Genomic DNA, 19,824 nt, shown 5'->3' on the forward strand with positions numbered 1-19,824 from the left:
CGGCCACCCAGAGATGAAAGAACACTAGTCATTCTTTTTCGTTTATTCACAGGCACCGGTCACATTTTTTCCTTTGTGAGGTGTCTTCTGTTTTTCTAAGCATATCGCCACAGGGGCGGTATGCTTTTTTCTTTTGTCTAGCTCCAGCACCCAGGGCTGAAAACTTATTTCTTGTTTTCAGCATAATGATGAAATCCATAACATAATTTCATTCCTAGTCCTCGGAGGACGAAAATTACAGCTTTTTTCAAATTGGTTTCACAAATTTTTTCACATAAAGGAGCTCTGCACTATGTATGTATTTTCTATGGTCAGGTTGAATTCTGAAGCCCATCTCGAATCGGGGTAGCACGTTTGTTTGCAGTAACATGAAGGGGAAAGGGGAGAATTTATGTTTTCGGTACTGAGCAAATTAGGCTGGTTTTTTAAACAGCATTGGAAACGATATACGATTGCTGTTCTGTTATTAATTGTTGTCGGCATCTTGGAAGTCATTCCGCCGAAGATCGTCGGCAACGCGATTGATGCGATCAATCTCGGCAAGCTGACAAAAGAGTCGCTTGTACAAACGATCTTATTTTATTTAGGTTTGTTAACAGTAACCTATATTTTAACGTATTTCATGATGTATCAGTTGTTTGGAGGGGCGTTTGTTGTTGAGCGGATTCTTCGTTCGAAATTCATGCGACACCTGCTGAAAATGACACCTGCATTTTACGAAAAGAACAGGACAGGAGATTTGATGGCAAGAGCTACCAATGACTTGAAGGCGATCTCCGTTACTGCCGGTTTCGGGATATTAACACTTGTTGATTCCAGTGTATTTATGCTGGTTATCCTTTTTACGATGGGGATTTTCATCAGCTGGAATTTGACGCTGGCTGCTGTATTGCCGCTTCCTTTGATGGCCATTGCCATGAACAGGTATGGAAAGAAAGTTCATGAGCGGTTCATGAAAGCACAGGATGCCTTCGGGGACATGAATGACCAGGTGCTTGAAAGCATTTCAGGAGTAAGGGTTATTCGCGCCTACGTGAAAGAGCGGGAAGACATCGAGCGGTTCAATGACCTTACCGACGATGTGTACGGTAAAAATATCGCCGTTGCTAAAATCGATGCGCTGTTTGAACCGACTATTAAAGTACTCGTCGGCATCAGCTACTTGATCGGTCTTGGGTACGGGGCGTATCTGGTGTTTCATAACAGTATCACATTAGGGCAGTTGGTTTCTTTTAACGTTTACCTTGGTATGCTCATTTGGCCCATGTTCGCTGTTGGAGAATTGATCAACATCATGCAGCGGGGAAATGCTTCACTCGACAGGGTGAACGAGACTCTCGCTTATGAACCGGACGTTAAAAATGAAGATGACCTCATCCCTCTCAAAGAACCTGGAGAGATTGCATTTCATGATGTGACCTTCCGCTATCCTTCTTCTGAGGTAGATAATCTTGTGTCCGTGAATGCAAGGGTGAAAAAAGGACAGACGCTTGGGATTGTAGGCCGCACAGGAAGCGGAAAAACGACGTTCCTGAAACAGCTGCTCAGAGAGTATCCTTTAGGTGAAGGAGAAATCCAAATTTCCGGCATTGATCTTCATCACTTGGCCATTGAAGATATCCAGGGATGGATCGGCTATGTACCTCAGGATGCCACTCTATTTTCTAAAACAATAAGAGAGAACATCTTATTTGGCAAAAGCAGCGGAACAGAAGAAGAGCTTCAGCACGTCCTTCGGATGGCCTCCTTTGACCGTGACGTGAAATATTTGCCGGAAGGGTTGAATACGCTTGTCGGAGAAAAAGGAGTAGCGTTATCGGGCGGACAGAAACAGCGTGTTTCTATCGCCAGGGCGTTATTTATTGATCCGGAAATCCTCATGCTTGATGATGCGCTATCGGCTGTTGATGCTAAGACGGAAGCAGCAATCATCGCAAACATCAGAAAAGAACGGGCAGGAAAGACCACTTTTATTACGACCCACAGGTTATCAGCAGTAGAACATGCTGATTGGATTATCGTAATGGATGAAGGAAGGATTATCGAAGAAGGTACACACGCACAGCTCATCTCCTCAGGAGGCTGGTATGGTGAGCAGTACGAACGGCAAAAAGTCGAAGAAACCTTCGATGAAAAGGCGGTGTAAGATTTGAACGTAGGGAAGAGATTATTTCGTTACGCACTGATTTATAAAAAAAGTTTTATTATAGGTCTGCTATTGCTGGCTTTGGCCGTATCAGCAGAGTTAACCGGTCCGTTCATCGCCAAGCGCATGATTGATGTTCACATTCTAGGCATTGAAAAGCCTTGGTTTGAAACGACTGCTCAAGATAAAGACACGGTTTCTTATAAGGGGAGCCGATATCAGCGCGAAGATCGTTTTCAGTCCGGTGAACCAAAAGGAAAACAGGCCAGGATTACACAGATTGGGAGAAAGTATTACTTCATTAATCAGCCCGCAAAATTAGAAGGGGAAAAGAGTTACAAAAACAAGGAAATCATGGTCACTTCTAAAGGTGTAACCACTAAATATCCGGCAGTACAGCTGAAGAACAATGAGCTTTTTAAATTTTATAAGCCCGAGATCAGAGGGCTGTTTAAGCTGACGGGCATTTATTTTGTTCTTTTGTTGTTTGCTGGATTGTTTCAGTACGGACAGAGGTATATGCTGCAGAGCTCCTCCAATCTGGTCATCAAGAAGCTGCGGCAGGATGTATTTTCACAGATCCAGAGAGTGCCGATTACGTATTTTGATAATCAGCCGGCAGGAAAAATAGTATCACGGGTGACGAATGATACAGAAGCAATTAAAGAGCTGTTCGTTAATGTACTTTCTAATTTCTTCACAGGCATTATTTATATGGCGGGAATCTTCACAGCGCTGTTCATTCTGGATATGCGTCTCGCCCTGATCACGATGATTCTCGTGCCGATTCTGGTTATTTGGATTAAACTCTATCGAAAACTGGCTTCTAAGTATAACCATATTATCCGTTCAACACTGAGCGACATCAATGGAATGGTCAACGAATCCATCCAAGGCATGCCAATTATACGGGCGTTTAAACGGCAGAAGGAAACGACAGAAGAGTTTGAAGAGATGAATGAGAAATATTTTTCTTTTCAAAATAGGTTATTGAGTTTAAATGGCCTTACTTCTCACAACCTTGTGAGTGTACTTAGGAATTTAGCGTTTGTTGCCTTGATCTGGTACTTCGGAGGGGCCTCACTTAAGACGGACACCCTGATTTCCGTTGGTGTCCTCTATGCTTTTGTTGATTACTTGAACCGGCTGTTCCAGCCCATCACCGGGATGGTTAACCAGCTCGCCCAGCTTGAGCAGGCGCTCGTATCAGCAGAGCGTGTATTTGTCCTGCTGGATGAGCCGGGTATGGATGTGAGGGTACAGGAAGTTGAGCGTTATAAAGGAAATGTAACATTCAATGGAGTTACATTTGCTTATAAAGAAGGTGAGAATGTCTTGAATGATATTACCTTTGAAGCAAGGCAGGGCGAAACGGTAGCTCTTGTCGGCCATACGGGGTCAGGAAAAAGCTCTATTATGAACCTTCTTTTCCGGTTTTATGATATTAAGCAGGGGAGAATCCTTATTGATGGCAAGGATATTATGAAAATGCCAAAGCAGGTGCTCAGGGAGCATATGGGGATTGTTCTGCAGGATCCATTTCTATTTACGGGAACCATCGCTTCGAACATCAGCCTGGATGACCCCGCGATTTCAAGAGAGATGGTAGAAAAGGCCATTAATGATGTAGGAGCGATGCCGTTTGTACAAAACCTTCCAAAAGGATTGGATGAACCCGTCATCGAAAAAGGAAGCACTCTTTCTTCCGGTCAAAGGCAGCTTCTTTCTTTTGCAAGGGCCCTGGCGTTCAATCCAGCAATCTTAATTTTGGATGAGGCAACGGCTAGTATCGATACTGAAACAGAGGCCATCATTCAAGAGGCGCTTGATGTGCTGAAGAGGGGACGAACGACCTTTATCATTGCCCACAGGCTGTCCACCATTAAAAATGCGGACCAGATTCTTGTCCTGGATCGCGGAAGAATTGTTGAAAAGGGCGATCATACTTCATTGATGGAAGCCCGAGGCCGCTATTTTCAAATGTATCAAATTCAACAAGGACAGAAAGCGAGTAAAGCAGTATAACATTAAAAAGGGAGCCAGCCGGCTCCCTTTTTTATTTGGAAAATCTATTGAACTTCCTCTTGTTCCCTTTCAGCACAGTCGGTATCGAGCTTTCCGTCTGCACTATTTTCATGTCCAGAGCCATCGCTTCCCTCGGATGCGGCAGCGGTCCCTGTTACATTTAATATAGCAGCCATTCCTGTAATAACGATTTTCTTTTTCCAATCAGGATGCATGAATACCCTCCTACTTAATGTTAAGAAAAATCAGCTTGTGGAGAATTACCCTTATTAAAACATATTAAACCCTATCCATAACTAACCGATAATAACTAGGTAGATAAATGTAATTCAATGTATGTAAAAACGGGATAATGTATACCCAAAATGCAGATTGGGAGAAGACAAAATGAAAGCTAAAATGATTCGGTATTTTAAAAAGGAAGAAATGAAATCAAGCCTTCAGGAACAAGTGCTGCATGAATTGAACCATGTTGTGATGGAACGAAGCCCTGGATCCAGTCTGGAAAAGCAGTTAGCCATGATTTCAATGACCCCGGAAGATCTGGCGGTTCTCCGAGCAATGCAGCCTTTTGTTTCACAGCATATTGATCAAGTTGTCACTGGGTTCTACAGCACAATTGCCCACGTACCTCAGCTTTCTGAGATAATAGAGAAAAACAGTTCTATTGAACGGCTGAGACTGACACTTGAGCGCCATATTCGTGAGATGTTTAACGGTGAGATTAACCATGCCTTTATTGAACAAAGGAAAATGATCGCGCACATTCATTTTAAAATTGGATTAGAGCCGAAATGGTATATTTCCGCCTTTCAGGATCTTCAGTTATCTCTTTTATCCATCATGGACGAACATCTGGAGGGGAAAGAGGATTTTTATCTTGCGGCAACAGCCATTACCAAAATGCTGAACCTTGAACAGCAGCTGGTTCTTGAGGCGTTTTCTCTTGAAGAAGAGAAAGCCAGGATGAAAATTGAAGAGCAGAAAGCATTGGTAAAACAAACGGTCAACTCTTCTTCTGACGAACTGGCTGCCATTGCCCAGGAGGCGAGTGCAGCGATCGAACAGCTTGCCGCACAATCTGGAGATGTTGTAGAACATGCACAGAGCAGTGTAGAGTATGCCTCTCTCGTATCTGAAAAATCAAAAGAAGGCAAAGAAAAGATCGAGCTGCACTTATCATCGGTACAGCAGATCAAGCAGAAAATGAATCAAATATCAAAAGAGATTCTTTTATTAAAAGAAGACTCTGGCCATATTATTGAAATTGTTGATCTCGTGAAAGGAATCGCCGAACAGACCAATTTACTTGCCCTGAATGCAGCCATTGAAGCAGCAAGAGCAGGGGAAATGGGTAAAGGTTTTGCTGTAGTAGCGGGAGAAGTCAGAAAACTGGCAGAGCAAACCAAAGATTCAGTAGGAGGAGTCGCTGAATATATCTCCAACACGAATGGGCGGATGGATTTAATTACGGCTTCTTCGGCACAAATCAATAGCTGGATCAATGAGAATACAGCTGAAGTTGAGGAAATGAACGATTTTTTCAATGAAATTCTCACAAACATGGAAGAAAGCAGAAAACAGAGCAACAGCGTTGGAGGAAAGATACTGGATATAGCAAAAATTATTAAAGAGATGGAACATGCCATTGCCCAAATTGCTCAATCTGCAGAAAGCCTTTCAGACAGTACGTATCATCTATAAAAAAAGAGCCCCTTATTGGGCTCTTTTTTATGATTTTATGATGGCATATTGCCCTCTGTTTGTTATAAATGAAATGATGCTGCCATCAATATTGATTCCGTTAATTCCATCAAGGGGAACTTCATATAAAACAGATGGAAGTTCAGTCGACTCTCCATCTTCCGTACTGTAAGCTCTACCGTGCAGGAACATGACATTATCGGATAGATAGTCATCAATGGAATCCCGCTGTTCAAAAGTCGCCTCTTCCAGCTGAATGTTGATCTGATCCAAATCTCCATTTTCTTCTTTTCGGATGGAAATCTGATGTCCAGCCCAGTTATTTATATGGTCTTTTACGTCGATAATTTTTAATTCGCTCATTATGCTCACCTCTTTAACAATGTACCCTGAAACCACCAGAATAAACCCTGTTGCCAGGAGAGTACACGTTATAAATCGTATGTGAGAGGGTTAATTTAAAGGCTGAACCCTCTGAATGACGCCTTTGCCCCAAGATGCGACCTTAACGGTTACTTTATATTCACGCTGAGGCCTTTCAAGCTGTTTTCCGGTGTTATCTTTTACATAATAACGTTCAAGCCCATATTCAAGGTGCAGGAATCCTTCCATAGAAGGTGTGGCTTTTCCTTTTAAATATACTTGCTGCCCCTTAACATCAGGACGATCACTAGTTACCTTGGTTACCCTATATGAGCCGTCGTTATCCGGAGACAGAACAGCATAAACAGGGGTTGGATCCACGATGGATTTACCATTCCAAAGTGAGAAAGAGACTTCGTTGATCTCATAGTTCAGCGTTACGTAATCTCCGTAGAAAACATCGGAAGGATCAACAGGCTTTGTTTTTAAAACAATTTCCTTGCCATAGTAATCTGCTGCATAATAACTGGCTGCAATTCCCAAAAGGACAAGTACTTGAAGAACGATCAGCCCTATCCACCATTTATTTTTTTTCATGAGAATCACCGCCTTCCTCCAGAACATCCTTTTTCTTTTTCTGCAAAACGAAATAAAGAGCAAACAGGAGAATTCCGCCAATCAGGAAGAAGAGAGATTTTGGCATAAATGACCACGCCAGATTGATGTATGCGATGAACGTTACAATCAAGAACAGGATAATTCCCCAATTGATCTGGGACCGTTCTTCTTTCTGATATCCTTCCGTCAAAAGAAGTCCGGAGAATAGGAATGCCGTGATCAAATAAATGATGCCTGCTGTGAATTCCCCAATGAGGAATGTGGAATAAAACCAGGGGAAAAATAATAATCCTGTCTTCAAAAATGAGGGGAAAGTGCCCTTTTTCATTTTTACGGATACAACTGCAGCAAACAACAGAACATATATGATGCCAAACCATGACGGATCAGGATAATCCAACGAACTGGCAGTATTGGTTAAGAAGAAATAAAGCAGCAAACTGGTGATAAAGGCAGCACCCGTTGTAAAAAAACGCAACGGTGAAGCGAGATTTTGGTTCAATCCTTCAGCTGCGGCATATAAGCCGATCAAGATTACAATCAGCCAGAGCCAGTTATCCTCAAGTGTTAAGGCATAAAGGACAAGGTGCAAAACTAGACCGGCAGAAAAAAACCAAGTAAGCAGCTTGTCTTTTGAAGCGGAAACGAACCAGCCTAGACCAATCGCGAACAAAATAAGTATCACATGGCTGTAGCTGGAGAATTCGGATAATGCATAAAGCTGGCCTCCGGTCAGGATCGCGAAGGAAATAAAGAACAAAAGCTTCCCGCGAAATAAATAAAGATAAAGCAAAGCTGGAACGGACCAAATGATAAAAGTGCGTGCATCATAGGATACGAAATGAAACGTTTGGCCAAGCAGGATAAGTCCAGCTCCAAAAGCCGCGATTCCGAGGGCTATAAAAGCTCTTCCCAGAACAGGATTTCCTTTTTTTAGCCGAACATGGCCAGCTGTGTAGAACACACTGAGAACAGCAATCAGAAGCACCAGACGGAAGAGAGGTGATATTCCATCCCAGTTGGAAGCGATGAAGGATAAAATCCCAAGGCCGATGAGAATGCTTGCAAAGACGGGAATGAGTCCGATTCCTTGCTTTGAATGCCCGTCTGGATATTTTGAAAGAATCTGTTTGTATTGTTCTTCCGTAATAATTCCATCCTGTACCCACGTCTTCCCTTCTTTAATTAGCCACTTGTCACTCAATGTTCCACCCCGATTCTTTAAATTTGTAAAAATGCAGGTCGAATAAAACGTTGTATTCTTCACCCCCACTGTAACAGAGCACGTTAATATTTTCACCCTCAACCCAAAGATATGTCACACGTGGAAAGAGGATGCTGTATTTTCAGCGTTTGGGGCCATTCCACATAAATTGGAAAAAAACCGGCGCATAACCTTTTTTAATTGATGCACAATATGTTTCAAGAGGAGGTGATATCAATGGCAAACAACAATAGCTCAAACCAATTAGCAGTACCTGGTGCTCAACAAGCTCTTGATCAAATGAAGTACGAAATCGCTTCTGAGTTTGGTGTTCAATTAGGAGCTGACACAACTGCTCGTGCTAACGGATCTGTAGGTGGAGAAATCACGAAACGTCTTGTAGCAATGGCTCAACAACAAATCAGCGGATCAGCTCGATAACTCTATAATCATGGCTGTAGAAGGGTGGAGCAATCCGCCCTTTTTGATAAGGAAAAGAGGAAGGCAAAATGAGTATGTGCCCGGTTTGCAATCAATTACATAATGTTGCCTTCCGCTGTCCGGAATGCGGTAATTTGAGTGAAGATCTAGGGAAGCTGAGCGATTACTTCGATGATTACAGCCCTTATGTGGATTCCGATGGATTAAAGCTTGAAAATGGTTATCCGGCTGATTTTAAAGAAGGCCAGTGCCCGCATATGTATTATTGCCGGATATGCCGGCATGAAATGATTATGTTTATTTCTGAATGGAACTCAGAGGAACTGCAATAGGCAAAAAAAATCACCGTTCTCTTTAAAAAGAGCGGTGATTTTTATTTTACCAGGCGTAATCGCCGTTCCAGGCGTTCGCGGCCCCATTCAAGCAGGGTGGATATACCCCAATAGATAAGTGCGGCTTCCAAGAGTACCGGCAGGACGATGAGACTTGATGCACTGCGCTGGTCTGCAATGGAAGTAAGTTCTGGAACGGTAATCACCGAAGCCAGAGAAGAGGATTTAGCAACATCGATCAATGAATTCCAGATCGATGGGATAGCAATCCGCCAAGCTTGCGGAAAAATTACTTCCCTGAACGTTTGGAAGTAGTTCATGCCGAGGGAATAGGCGGCTTCCCATTGTCCGTTTGGAATGGATTGAATGGCTCCGCGGTATGATTCTGCAATATAAGCGCTGAAATGCAGGATCAATCCTACGAGAGCTGCTTGCCATCCTTCAGGGGTAATCGCAAATGTAAAACCATTATATAAGATCAATAATTGAATAAGGAGCGGTGTTCCGCGAAAAAAAGAGATATAAATCTTTGCAAAACGGACAAGCACACTGTTGCTCGACATCCGGCAAAGTGCAATGATCAGGCCGAAAATCAGCGAGCCAATTATGGAACCAAGGCTGAGGATAACGGTGATTTTGGCTCCCTCCAGTAAAAACGGGAGGGAGTCCACCATGTATTGGAGAGAACTACTCACTTACATCTGCTCCAAAGTATTTTTTGGAAAGCTTGGAAAGAGTGCCGTCCTTCTTCATGTCAGCGAGTGCTTTATCCACTTTTTTTGCTAAATCTTTATCATTTTTCTTAAAAGCAAATGCCATTTTATTCTCTGAGAATGGCTCTCCTACAGGTTTCACATTGTATTTTGTATTTTTAAGCTCGGTTAAAATAAAGAGCTCATCATTTAAGGCAGCATCCACACGGTTAACATCTAGATCAGTCAGTACTTGAGCAATGCCTTTGTAATATTTAACTTTTGCTCCCGCTTTTTCAGCTTGAGCTGCATAGTTGCTTCCTTGTGTGGTTCCTACCACTTTTCCTTTAAGGTCTTTAATGCTTTTAATGTCTTTGTTGTTTTTATTAACAATTACTTTCCCGCCAGACACGGTGTAAGGACTGGAGAAAGCAAATTGTTTTTTGCGTTCCGGAGTAATCGTTACCTGATTCGCTACCATGTCAAATCGCTTTCCTAGAGAACTAAACATGTTCTTCCATTCGGTTGGTACAACTTTTGGCTTCATATCAAGGCGTTTTGCCACTTCTTTTGCGACTTCAACATCATAGCCAGTGACTTCATTCGTCTTTTTGTCGCGATAAGAGAATGGAGGGTATGTAGCTTCCGTTCCGATCGTCAACTCTTTTTTCTTTTCCCCATTGTTGCCGCAAGCGGTTAACACACCCGCAAGCATGACAGAAACCATGAGTAATGCCCACAGCTTTTTCATGTAAAAAACCTCCGTTATAAATCCAAATTTGGATTATTTTTTTAGTTTAAACCGATAAAACACATCAGAATTCTTTAGTCATTTTAATCAGTAAACTAAGTTGTTGTCAATGATTAAACATTATTCCCTATTTTAGAACGATTTTCACATGAAATGAAGAAAAAATAAAAAAACCTCTTTCTTAGGAAGAAAAGAGGTTTTGAACTTGAAATTATCTAATGCGCTCTTCAGTGTCGTTATCGAAGAAATGCGCTTTGTTCATGTCAAAGGCAAGATGAATGTTTTGCCCGTTCTGAACATCTGTACGGGAATCAACACGTGCGATGAAATCTTGGCCAGCGATTGTAGAGTACAGGAAAGTTTCAGCTCCCATCAGCTCTGCTACATCAATGCGGGCAGTGATCTTTGTATTTGTAGAAGACTCAAGGAACACAGGCTCATCATGGATGTCTTCTGGACGAATTCCGAGGGTTACTTCTTTATTAAGGTAACCGTTGTCCTTCAGCGTTTTCATTTTGCCTCCAGGAATGGCAACACGGATATCATTGATGACGAAGAATCCGTCCTCTACTTTTCCTTGGAGGAAGTTCATCGCCGGGCTTCCGATAAATCCGCCGACAAACACATTTTCAGGAGTATCGTATACTTCTTTCGGTGATCCTACTTGCTGGATGTGTCCGTCTTTCATAACAACGATTCGAGTTGCCATCGTCATCGCTTCTGTCTGGTCATGCGTTACATAGATCGTCGTTGTTTGAAGACGCTGATGCAGCTTGGAAATTTCAGCACGCATCTGAACACGCAATTTTGCATCAAGGTTGGATAACGGCTCATCCATCAAGAATACTTGAGCATCACGAACGATGGCACGTCCGAGCGCAACCCTCTGGCGCTGACCGCCTGAAAGAGCTTTCGGTTTACGGTCAAGGTATTGTTCTAGTCCAAGGATGCGCGCAGCATCTTTTACACGGCGATCGATTTCTTCTTTGCTGAATTTGCGAAGCTTCAGCCCGAATGCCATATTGTCATATACGTTCATGTGCGGATAAAGGGCATAGTTCTGGAAAACCATGGCGATATCACGGTCTTTAGGAGCGACATCGTTTACAACACGGTCGCCGATCACAAGATCTCCTTCAGAAATATCTTCAAGTCCTGCAATCATACGAAGAGTAGTGGACTTACCACAGCCGGACGGCCCAACGAATACAATAAATTCTTTATCTTTAATATCAAGGTTAAAGTCATGTACTGCAGTGACTTTATTGTCATAGCGTTTCACAATATTTTGAAGTTTAATTTCTGCCATTGTTACTGCCTCCTTAAGTTCGCAAAAGAAAAGCATTTGCTGGTTGCCTTCATTGTATCGAATGTAAGGGCTTTCGTATATTGGAGGCTTGTCCGAAATGAAAGCGCTATTTTTGTGCATAGTGCACAAATGGTTTTTTAGGCTTTGCCAAAAAAACCACCTTAAAACTTTACCTTGCTTGTTCACGGCTGATTAACGCATGATACACTGCAACGGCTGGTTTGAATTGTTTAACGTCAATTCCAGTTCTCTCGATAAATTTATCAACCCGGTACTGAAGGCTGTTTCGGTGGATGTAAAGTTTCTTTGCCGCCATCGACAGGTTCATGTTGCATTCAAGGAACACTTTGATGCTTTGGATGAGGTCTCTGTCGTCAAATAGCTCATCCGGGATCAATTGGGAAATATAGTGATGGGCAGGCTTGTCCGTCTGGGTGAGCAGCAGATAAGGGACAAGGTCTTCACGGCTGTACACCTCTTGTGGTGGAAGAAACGGCCGCACTGAAGAGAACAGTTCCCTTTCCAGTTTGAATTGTTCAGCTGCGGGTTCATAATCCTGAAGCCACATCCCGAGGAACAAGTCCAGATCGGTGTAAAAATCACCCGTCAGGACAGATTTTACCTGATCGTAGGGCAATTCTTTCGCTTCATCTGTTTTCGGTTCGATCAGAACGCCATAATGAGCGTTTATAAACAAAACGGTTACTTCAGAAGGGAAAATACCAGATACGGCTTCCATAAATGCTTCTGCTTCCTGATCGGAAAGGGGGCTTTTTAGAAAGAAATGAATGAACCTGAAGCTGGTACCGGCCTCTTTTTCGGATGGATTTCCTTCGAGCACGTTCTTCCAAAAGATTTGCTGCTGAGAGAGAGGTACTTCAGCTTCTTGTGAGAACAGCGAGTTTAATAAGCACAGTTCATCTGAGGTAACCGCTGATTTGGCAATCCCGAATCTTTTTCCCTCTTGATCTGCAAACCAATAATAGTGTTCCGGGCGGCTGGCAGATATAGTGAAATGGTCTCCATAATAATCTTTAAGTTTGGATAGCATGCCGAAAACCCCTTTGTTTAATCTACTGTTAGTATACCAGTGCAGATCAGGATATAACAAAAAAGGAGGGGACCTGCACTTAGGTCACGTTCAGCCCTTTGGAAACAAAGGCCTGTTTGGCGAGATGAACAGCATATTGCAAAGGAAGCATTCTCGTCGAATAATCTTCTGCTCTAAAGGAAGAATGGGAGAAAATGCCCCTTCCTGGACGGGAATTGGCTTCAATCAGCCACACCTTTCCGTGCCGGTCCAAGCCAAGATCAAATCCAATTTCTCCGATGAGGCCTGATATGTTCTCATCAATTTTATGGCTGAGCTGTAACGCGGCTTTTGTAAGTTTCAAAGCTGATTTTGAAGGCAGGCCGGCATGCTGGATTACCTCTTCGGCCCGCTTTACTTCACCTCCGTAAGCCAGATGTGTGGTATGGGCCTGTGTACCGGCAATCTTTGAGGCCATCGCACTGGCCACCCACTTTCCGTCCCGGTTTTTATTCGTATGCACTCTAAAGTCAACCGGCCGCTGTTTCCAAGTGATCAAGTCTATCCCTTGCTGTACTAGCGTATCTTGAAGCCGCCCATAGAGTTTGCGTGTTTTCAGAAGAGAGATCAAACTTTGGAAATGCTCGATTTTAGGATGGTGATCTTCAAGGAATCTGCAGCTGTAACCTCCAGCCGGTTCTTTGTGCACGGAAAGAATTCCTCGGCCATGGCTGCCCCCGATCGGCTTGAAGAAAACAGCAGAATACGTGTTTAACATATTTTCAATTAGCTGAACTCCTGGATTGATCACCGTATAGGGCAGGTAGTCCCTCATCTCCTTATCCTTTTGCAGAAACTGAAAAATCTCCCATTTGCTGAAAAAAGAAGGGTTAAAGAATGGAATCTCCCATTCAAGGTCAAGCAGATGAACAGCTTTCTGATATTTCAAGCTGCTTTCTGTTCGCCGATTGGGAATCTGGTTGTAGATGATGGAGGGAAGGGGAACGAGGTGCTGTGACCATCCTTTCTCCGAGTAAAAGAATCCCTGAATCATCCGATTTTTCTGCTGTATTTGCTCAGGACCAAATACAAAATAATAAGCCCCGACTTGTCGGTCTGCAGAGAGAAGCTTACTGAAAAAAGAAGATCTCTCTCCTACCGGACGGGAAGGGAAAAGGCCCACCCCTGATGTAAAAATACCCACAAGCGGCCCGATCAGGATGCGTGAATCTTCAATATGTACGTGGATTTTTGCCTCAAAAGGTATGGACAGCAAATCCCAAAGGGACTTCGATAATTGAATTTCCCTTTTGGCATGAGGAACAGCTTCACATAAAACGGTTCTTGAACCAAAGGACAAGGATACGCGGTGCCTGCCGTGTTGTAAGAGATATTCCGGCACATAGACTCTGCTTCCATCATCCTTGCCTTTGCAGATTGGAAGTACATGCTGCATTTCTTTCCCTCCCCACGAGAAGTGCACTTTGCGATGGCATTCTCGATTGATTAGGCTTATGCCGATATCGTATCCTATGAAAGCAGTAAGAAAATCGTGTTTAACAATTAGGAGACAAATGCGAGAAAAGAACTAAAAATGATTACCTGGCTTGGCGTATTGCTGGGAGGAGCCATCGGGTTCGTCCAGGCTTTAATTGTGATGTTCATGCAAGGTCTGTTATAGTGGTAGAGATTCAGAGATTTGAGGAGGAATACAATCATGTCTAATATTTATGACTTGGCATACAGCCTTGAAAAAGCTTTGCGCGACAGCGAGGATTTCCAAACATTAAAACAATGCTATGCAGAAGTTAATGCCGATGCAGAAGCACAAAAAATGTTTGAAGAATTCCGCAACCTGCAAATGGGCCTTCAGCAAAAACAAATGACCGGCGAACAAGTAACACAAGAGGAAGTGGAAAAAGCTCAAGCCATGTTCCAAGCCGTTCAGCAAAATGAAATCATCAGCAAACTCATGGCAACTGAACAGCGCATGAGCCTAACCATTTCTGATCTCAATAAAATAATCACTAAGCCGCTCGAAGAGATCTACGGACCAATGGTAGATAACGAGCAGTAAATATATCATGTAAAAAGCCGTCCCCGGTGTGCATTTTGTGCAGGGAGACGGCTTTTTTTGTTGCACGGGGGGCGGATTGAGCCAAACCATTGCATAAATGCGCCTAATTCAGATTAATTGCGCCGAACTCAAAATAATTGAGCGAAAATGAAGTACAATTGATCCTTTTAGAAAATTCGGATAACTTCTTCGGGGCATTCTCATAAAACGCTTTTTTGGGCGTCCCCGTTACAGGTTCTTCAGCATTTTCGATGGGCATAAGTGCAACATCAGCCTGCCCAATACGCAAGCTGTGTTTTCTTTATCTGTTCTACCTTCTTCGATAGGGGAATACATTTTGACAGAGAGAGTCTTTATTCGATACAGAGGGGGGATTGCCATGGTATACCGGATGCTGATTCTTGACATCGATGGGACCCTGTTGAGAAGCAATTTTCGTATGGATAAGGAAACGAGGGAAGCGATAGATTATGTGAAGAAGAAGGGTGTTTATATCACACTGGCCTCAGGGAGGAATTTTCCATCTACAAAAAAGATCGCTAAGGCATTGAAACTTGATGGTTATTTAATCAGCCAAAACGGCGGGTTTATCGCTTCTAGTGTGGATGAACCGTTTTTTGAATCACATATTTCAAAAGAAGACACGTTTCGGATCGTCAATATTTTAGAGAATTACAATTGCCATATCCGGCTCGTGCATGAACGTTTCTCAGTCGGAAACCAGGTTCAGCAGAAAAACCAGCTCGTTGCGAAGGTAACATTGGGTGCAGGGGATCCGCTTTTCTATCCGGTAACGTTTCAGGAGAGCCTGAGCAGTAATGTACTGGAAAAAGAGATTACCCCATCTAAGATTGATGTTCAGTTCTTTGAGGAAAGAGAACGGCGGTCAGCGGAACAGCATTTGAGGACGCATTTTGCCAATTTTGAGTATACCTCCTCGACGAAGTGCAATTTCGAAATTACTTCCCCCAATGTCACGAAAGCCAATGCATTAAGACTGCTCGGCTTGAAGCTTGATGTGACCCCTGAGGAGATGGTGGCTGTCGGTGATTCTCATAATGACAGGGAAATGATTGAGATGGCGGGGCTTGGAGTGGCCATGGGCAATGCTCCTGAAGATGTGAAACAGGCTGCTAATTGGATCACCAGGACGAACGATCAGCTCGGAGTGCCATATATGATAAAAGAAGTTTTCCGAAAGCAGCTGAGAGTGGAACTATATTAACGAAAAAGCTCCGAAACGGGGCTTTTTTGGGTTTTAATGTAAAATATATTTCATTTTTATTACAGATTGAAAAAACGACAAATTTTGAAAGGGTTTTCATAAAGTGCTGTCGAATCATTTTGATGTAAGGAACAAGTATATGAGGAGGATTGTAATGGAAAAAACAGTTAACCTGAATTTGAAGCCAAAGGTGGCAGAATTTCTAAACGGCACGAAGAAACTTTTTATCAATGGTGAATGGGTAACCTCTAAATCAGGAAAAACGTTTGAAACACTTAATCCTTCAACAGGAGAGGTTTTGGCGCTTGTTGCAGAAGGTGGAAAAGAAGATATCGATCTTGCGGTTGATGCGGCGCGAAAAGCTTTTGATTCTGGATATTGGACTAAAATGAGCGCAGCGAAGCGCAGTTATTTAATCTATAAGCTTGCAGACTTGATGGAACAGAACAAAGAAGAGCTTGCACAGCTTGATACGCTGGATAACGGGAAACCGATCCGCGAAACGATGAATGCAGATGTTCCCCTAGCAATTGAGCATTTCCGCTACTATGCTGGCTGGGCAACTAAAATCGTCGGACAAACCATCCCGGTTGCAGGGAGTTTCTTTAACTATACCCGCCACGAGCCGGTTGGGGTTGTAGGACAAATCATCCCTTGGAACTTCCCGCTCTTAATGGCTGCATGGAAGCTTGGTGCAGCACTTGCAACAGGCTGTACAGTTGTCCTGAAGCCAGCTGAGCAAACTCCGCTGTCTGCTCTTTATCTTGCACAGCTTGCTCAAGAAGCAGGATTCCCAGAGGGCGTTCTGAATGTAGTAACAGGTGCGGGTGAAACAGGAGCAGCTCTTGTTGATCATCCGGAAGTGAACAAAATCGCCTTTACCGGATCAACTGAAGTCGGTAAGATGATCATGAGAAATGCAGCAGATTCACTAAAACGTGTAACGCTTGAGCTTGGCGGTAAATCACCGAATATCATTCTTCCGGATGCAGACATGACACGTGCTATTCCTGGTGCATTGGGCGGAATCATGTTCAACCAAGGACAAGTTTGCTGCGCAGGTTCCCGATTATTCATTCAAAAGAAAGCTTTTGACAATGTAATGGCGGACATGGTTTCCCATGCGAAGAACATTAAGCAGGGTCCTGGCCTTGATCCGGACACTACGATGGGGCCGCTTGTATCCGAAGAGCAGCATAACCGTGTCATGAGCTACATTGAAAAAGGGAAAGATGAAGGAGCCGAACTGTTAACGGGAGGAACGAGGCCGTTTGAGCAAGGTTACTTTGTAGAGCCTACTATTTTTGCGGATGTAGACGATAAGATGACGATCGCTAAAGAAGAGATCTTCGGACCGGTTGTAGCGGCGATGCCGTTTGAAGACCTGGACGAAGTTATCGAGCGTGCGAACCGTTCTGAGTATGGTCTTGCTGCAGGATTGTGGACTGAAAACTTAAAAACGGCACACTATGTATCCAATAACTTAAAAGCCGGTACAGTCTGGATTAACTGCTACAATGCGTTTGATGCAGCTTCTCCATTCGGCGGATACAAGCAATCCGGAATGGGCCGTGAGATGGGCTCTTATGCGCTAAATAACTACACAGAAGTAAAAAGTGTGTGGGTTAACCTAAAATAAAAAGACAAGCAAAAGCATGTGTGATCCAGGGAAGCGACTCGGCACAGGCAAATAGATATACATGATTAAGGGGTCAATAACTGAACGGAAACGAAAAGCCCGGCTGCTAGATCCAGCAGCCGGGCTTTTTTATGTTGTTTTTAAATCATAACTTTTATAAAGCGAAGTCCGGTATCGTCATAGTCAAGGTTACGGTAGAACTCATGGGTATCGGTACGGTGTTTTCCGCTGTGGAGAACAATGGATGTGCACCCTTGTTCCTCTGCCCACTCTTCCGCATGGCGCACTAACGATTTGCCGAATCCATTTCCTTGATACTCCTCACAGACCACGAGGGCAATAATCCTCAAATATGTCCCATTCTTCTCGAAATAATAGCCCTTAACGAGACCGATCATTCCAATGACAAGATCATTATAGCAAGCGACAAAGCAAATGTAGGAAGGATCCTGAAGAATATACGTTAATCGGTCTCTCATTTCTTCTTCAGTGGTAGGATAGCCGAGATCGCCCATTAAATAAGAGAGAGACAGGCTATCCTCAATCGTCCCCCTCCGAATGAAAATTTCACTCATCTTCGCACCTCTTTTTGGTAAGATAAGAAAATTAGGAAATGAACATACAGAGATGTCTGGCTTATATGCAGCCAGATCGGCCTGCGGAAACTATGATCAGCGATGAAAGAGAAGCAGGGCACCTGCTGGAGAAGTGAGGCGATGAGTGCGCTCGCTGTACTCTTTCTCCTTCAATCGCTCTTCTCCAAGTGTTTTGGCTTGCTGGTCGTCTTGGGCCTGAATGGTTTCGTCGAGCAGTTTTTCGCCGCTCTTATCGTATACGGTAAGAAAATACTTATTCATGGTGTGAAAACTCCCTTCAAGATTCTTAAATTATATTTCTTGTTTTTCGCCAAATTCCCTGCTTTTTTTTATGTTTTCCTTCACTTTTCAAAACAGCTGCCACAATTATGGGTATTTTCCCAAATACGAGAACGTGCTTTCGTATATATGGTAAAATAAAGGTTAGAATGTGTAAGAAAAAGGAGAGATGGGTGTTGAAGTTTTTGCATTGTGCTGACCTTCATCTGGACAGCCCTTTCAAAGGATTGAAATATTTGCCCAAACCTATTTTTAAACGGATACAAAACAGCACCTTCCGATCCTTTACTGCAACAGTAAACCTTGCAATAAAGGAGAAGGTGGACTTTGTTGTGATTGCAGGTGATATATATGATGGGGATTCCAGAAGTTTACGAGCGCAGACTTATTTTCGGAAAGAGCTTGAGAGACTGGAAAAACACGATATTTACACCTTTATGGTTCATGGAAATCATGATCATCTTGAAGGTTCATGGATAGATATTGAATGGCCGATGACTGTTCATATTTTTCAGGGAGGGCTTCCAAGCTCGGTGCCCTTTTATAAAAACGGAAAGCTGGCAGCCATGCTGCATGGATTCAGTTATGAGAAACGGTCTGTAGCCGAGAACCGTGTGCCTCATTTTCCGGAGAAAAAGGATGAAGCTTATCATATCGGTATTCTGCACGGAAACGCAGATGGACAAAGCGAACATGAATCCTATGCGCCGTTTAAAGTGACGGAGCTTTTAGTGAAGGGATATGACTATTGGGCTCTCGGGCATATTCATAAGAGAATGGAGCTTTGCCAGGATCCTTCTGTTATCTATCCTGGAAACATTCAAGGCAGAAATCAAAAGGAAACGGGTGAGAAAGGCTGTTATATCGTCGACACTAATAACGGACTACGGGACTTCCACGCAATGGCAGACATCCTATGGAAGGAAGAATTCATTGATCTTACGGGATGTTCGGCCATGTCGGAAGTGATTGAAACGTGTATCGAAGTGAAAGAGAATGCCAGAACAGAAGGAAAGGGTATACTTCTTAAACTGATCTTAGTGGGCGATTCTTCTTTATTTCATGAGCTGAGTGATGAACTGTTCCTGGATGACTTAATGGAGACCCTTCAAGACGGTGAAGAGGAGAACTCATCTTTTGTTTACCCGTTCGCTGTTATAAATAGTTTAAGAAGAAGCTGGAATCGTGATCAGCTATTGAACGATGGAGGGTTCGTCGGAGCCCTTTTGCACAACAGCAGTGAATACGAAGAGATGCTGAAAACCACGAGAGAGCTGTTTTTGCACAAAAGAGCCAGACGATATTTAAAGCCTCTTGAATCAGAAGAGGAAGAAGAAATCATCAAGGAGGCAGAAACATTTCTATTACGGTTTTTGCTGAAAGAATAGGAGGT

The 19,824-nt window shown here is 43.2% G+C and carries 20 protein-coding genes and 1 pseudogene; 10 read left to right on the plus strand and 11 right to left on the minus strand.

From position 1 onward, the window contains the following. Nucleotides 1-391 precede the first annotated feature (391 nt). Together P4361_RS07795 and P4361_RS07800 are read left to right on the plus strand one after the other, a co-directional pair. Nucleotides 392-2,146 (plus strand): ABC transporter ATP-binding protein, encoded by a 1,755-nt coding sequence (locus tag P4361_RS07795; RefSeq protein ID WP_328088899.1) that lies wholly within the window; start codon nt 392-394, stop codon nt 2,144-2,146. Between the two features lie 3 nt (nt 2,147-2,149). Further along, a complete protein-coding gene (locus P4361_RS07800) occupies nt 2,150-4,171 on the plus strand; it encodes an ABC transporter ATP-binding protein (RefSeq protein WP_328088900.1) in 2,022 nt (673 codons plus the stop codon). A gap of 44 nt (nt 4,172-4,215) precedes the next feature. On the opposite strand, the gene P4361_RS07805 is transcribed toward P4361_RS07800, so the two are convergent. Beyond that, nucleotides 4,216-4,386 carry a hypothetical protein gene (locus tag P4361_RS07805; protein ID WP_328088903.1) on the minus strand — a complete coding sequence of 57 codons (171 nt, stop codon included), beginning with the start codon at nt 4,384-4,386 and terminating at the stop codon, nt 4,216-4,218. 172 nt (nt 4,387-4,558) lie between these two features. Here P4361_RS07805 and P4361_RS07810 point away from each other — a divergent pair, with 172 nt between their 5' ends. Beyond that, nucleotides 4,559-5,875, plus strand: a complete 1,317-nt coding sequence (locus P4361_RS07810) for a globin-coupled sensor protein (protein WP_328088905.1) — start codon at nt 4,559-4,561, stop codon at nt 5,873-5,875. A gap of 27 nt (nt 5,876-5,902) precedes the next feature. Here P4361_RS07810 and P4361_RS07815 read toward each other — a convergent pair whose 3' ends face one another. From P4361_RS07815 to P4361_RS07825, 3 genes are all read right to left on the minus strand, one after another. Then, nucleotides 5,903-6,238, minus strand: coding sequence for a hypothetical protein (locus P4361_RS07815; RefSeq protein ID WP_053355579.1), 336 nt, complete (start codon nt 6,236-6,238; stop codon nt 5,903-5,905). Nucleotides 6,239-6,328: 90 nt separating this feature from the next. Further along, nucleotides 6,329-6,835, minus strand: a complete 507-nt coding sequence (locus tag P4361_RS07820; protein ID WP_328088909.1) for a GDYXXLXY domain-containing protein — start codon at nt 6,833-6,835, stop codon at nt 6,329-6,331. Then, nucleotides 6,822-8,060, minus strand: coding sequence for a DUF2157 domain-containing protein (locus P4361_RS07825; RefSeq protein WP_328088910.1), 1,239 nt, complete (start codon nt 8,058-8,060; stop codon nt 6,822-6,824). Before P4361_RS07825 ends, P4361_RS07820 begins: the two co-directional genes overlap by 14 nt. A gap of 237 nt (nt 8,061-8,297) precedes the next feature. Here P4361_RS07825 and P4361_RS07830 point away from each other — a divergent pair, with 237 nt between their 5' ends. Next, nucleotides 8,298-8,501, plus strand: coding sequence for an alpha/beta-type small acid-soluble spore protein (locus tag P4361_RS07830; RefSeq protein ID WP_053355577.1), 204 nt, complete (start codon nt 8,298-8,300; stop codon nt 8,499-8,501). Nucleotides 8,502-8,569: 68 nt separating this feature from the next. Continuing rightward, nucleotides 8,570-8,833, plus strand: coding sequence for a hypothetical protein (locus tag P4361_RS07835; RefSeq protein WP_248251608.1), 264 nt, complete (start codon nt 8,570-8,572; stop codon nt 8,831-8,833). 41 nt (nt 8,834-8,874) lie between these two features. Here P4361_RS07835 and P4361_RS07840 read toward each other — a convergent pair whose 3' ends face one another. From P4361_RS07840 to P4361_RS07860, 5 genes are all read right to left on the minus strand, one after another. Next, nucleotides 8,875-9,528 (minus strand): amino acid ABC transporter permease, encoded by a 654-nt coding sequence (locus P4361_RS07840; RefSeq protein WP_082316029.1) that lies wholly within the window; start codon nt 9,526-9,528, stop codon nt 8,875-8,877. Continuing rightward, nucleotides 9,521-10,276: a transporter substrate-binding domain-containing protein gene (locus P4361_RS07845; protein WP_248251610.1), complete on the minus strand. Its 756-nt coding sequence runs from the start codon at nt 10,274-10,276 to the stop codon at nt 9,521-9,523. Before P4361_RS07845 ends, P4361_RS07840 begins: the two co-directional genes overlap by 8 nt. 211 nt (nt 10,277-10,487) lie before the next feature. Further along, nucleotides 10,488-11,585, minus strand: coding sequence for an ABC transporter ATP-binding protein (locus tag P4361_RS07850; RefSeq protein ID WP_256226678.1), 1,098 nt, complete (start codon nt 11,583-11,585; stop codon nt 10,488-10,490). Between the two features lie 169 nt (nt 11,586-11,754). Next, nucleotides 11,755-12,636 carry a PucR family transcriptional regulator gene (locus P4361_RS07855; RefSeq protein WP_256226677.1) on the minus strand — a complete coding sequence of 294 codons (882 nt, stop codon included), beginning with the start codon at nt 12,634-12,636 and terminating at the stop codon, nt 11,755-11,757. 79 nt (nt 12,637-12,715) lie between these two features. Beyond that, nucleotides 12,716-14,071: a YheC/YheD family protein gene (locus P4361_RS07860; protein WP_053355571.1), complete on the minus strand. Its 1,356-nt coding sequence runs from the start codon at nt 14,069-14,071 to the stop codon at nt 12,716-12,718. A gap of 123 nt (nt 14,072-14,194) precedes the next feature. Here P4361_RS07860 and P4361_RS23215 point away from each other — a divergent pair. The 4 genes and pseudogenes from P4361_RS23215 to P4361_RS07875 all read left to right on the plus strand — a co-directional run. After that, nucleotides 14,195-14,296 (plus strand): annotated as a pseudogene (locus P4361_RS23215) (hypothetical protein); the annotation flags it as partial. A 33-nt stretch (nt 14,297-14,329) separates the two neighbouring features. Beyond that, on the plus strand, nt 14,330-14,692 hold the full coding sequence (locus P4361_RS07865) for a YlbF family regulator (protein WP_156316400.1): 363 nt from the start codon (nt 14,330-14,332) through the stop codon (nt 14,690-14,692). A 337-nt stretch (nt 14,693-15,029) separates the two neighbouring features. Beyond that, on the plus strand, nt 15,030-15,917 hold the full coding sequence (locus tag P4361_RS07870; protein ID WP_328088911.1) for a Cof-type HAD-IIB family hydrolase: 888 nt from the start codon (nt 15,030-15,032) through the stop codon (nt 15,915-15,917). 154 nt (nt 15,918-16,071) lie between these two features. After that, entirely contained in the window at nt 16,072-17,556 is a 1,485-nt protein-coding gene (locus tag P4361_RS07875) for an aldehyde dehydrogenase family protein (RefSeq protein WP_053355567.1), read from the plus strand. Between the two features lie 140 nt (nt 17,557-17,696). Here the strand turns inward: P4361_RS07875 and P4361_RS07880 are convergent, their stop codons facing one another. Together P4361_RS07880 and P4361_RS07885 are read right to left on the minus strand one after the other, a co-directional pair. After that, nucleotides 17,697-18,131, minus strand: a complete 435-nt coding sequence (locus P4361_RS07880; RefSeq protein WP_062236706.1) for a GNAT family N-acetyltransferase — start codon at nt 18,129-18,131, stop codon at nt 17,697-17,699. A 96-nt stretch (nt 18,132-18,227) separates the two neighbouring features. Beyond that, nucleotides 18,228-18,413, minus strand: coding sequence for a YhzD family protein (locus tag P4361_RS07885; RefSeq protein WP_082683496.1), 186 nt, complete (start codon nt 18,411-18,413; stop codon nt 18,228-18,230). A 194-nt stretch (nt 18,414-18,607) separates the two neighbouring features. Between P4361_RS07885 and P4361_RS07890 the strand changes: the two genes are divergently transcribed. Beyond that, nucleotides 18,608-19,819, plus strand: coding sequence for a DNA repair exonuclease (locus P4361_RS07890; RefSeq protein ID WP_328088913.1), 1,212 nt, complete (start codon nt 18,608-18,610; stop codon nt 19,817-19,819). Nucleotides 19,820-19,824: the final 5 nt, after the last annotated feature.

The organism is Fictibacillus sp. B-59209 (assembly GCF_036216745.1).
GTDB classification, from domain to species: Bacteria; Bacillota; Bacilli; order Bacillales; family Fictibacillaceae; genus Fictibacillus_C; species Fictibacillus_C marinisediminis.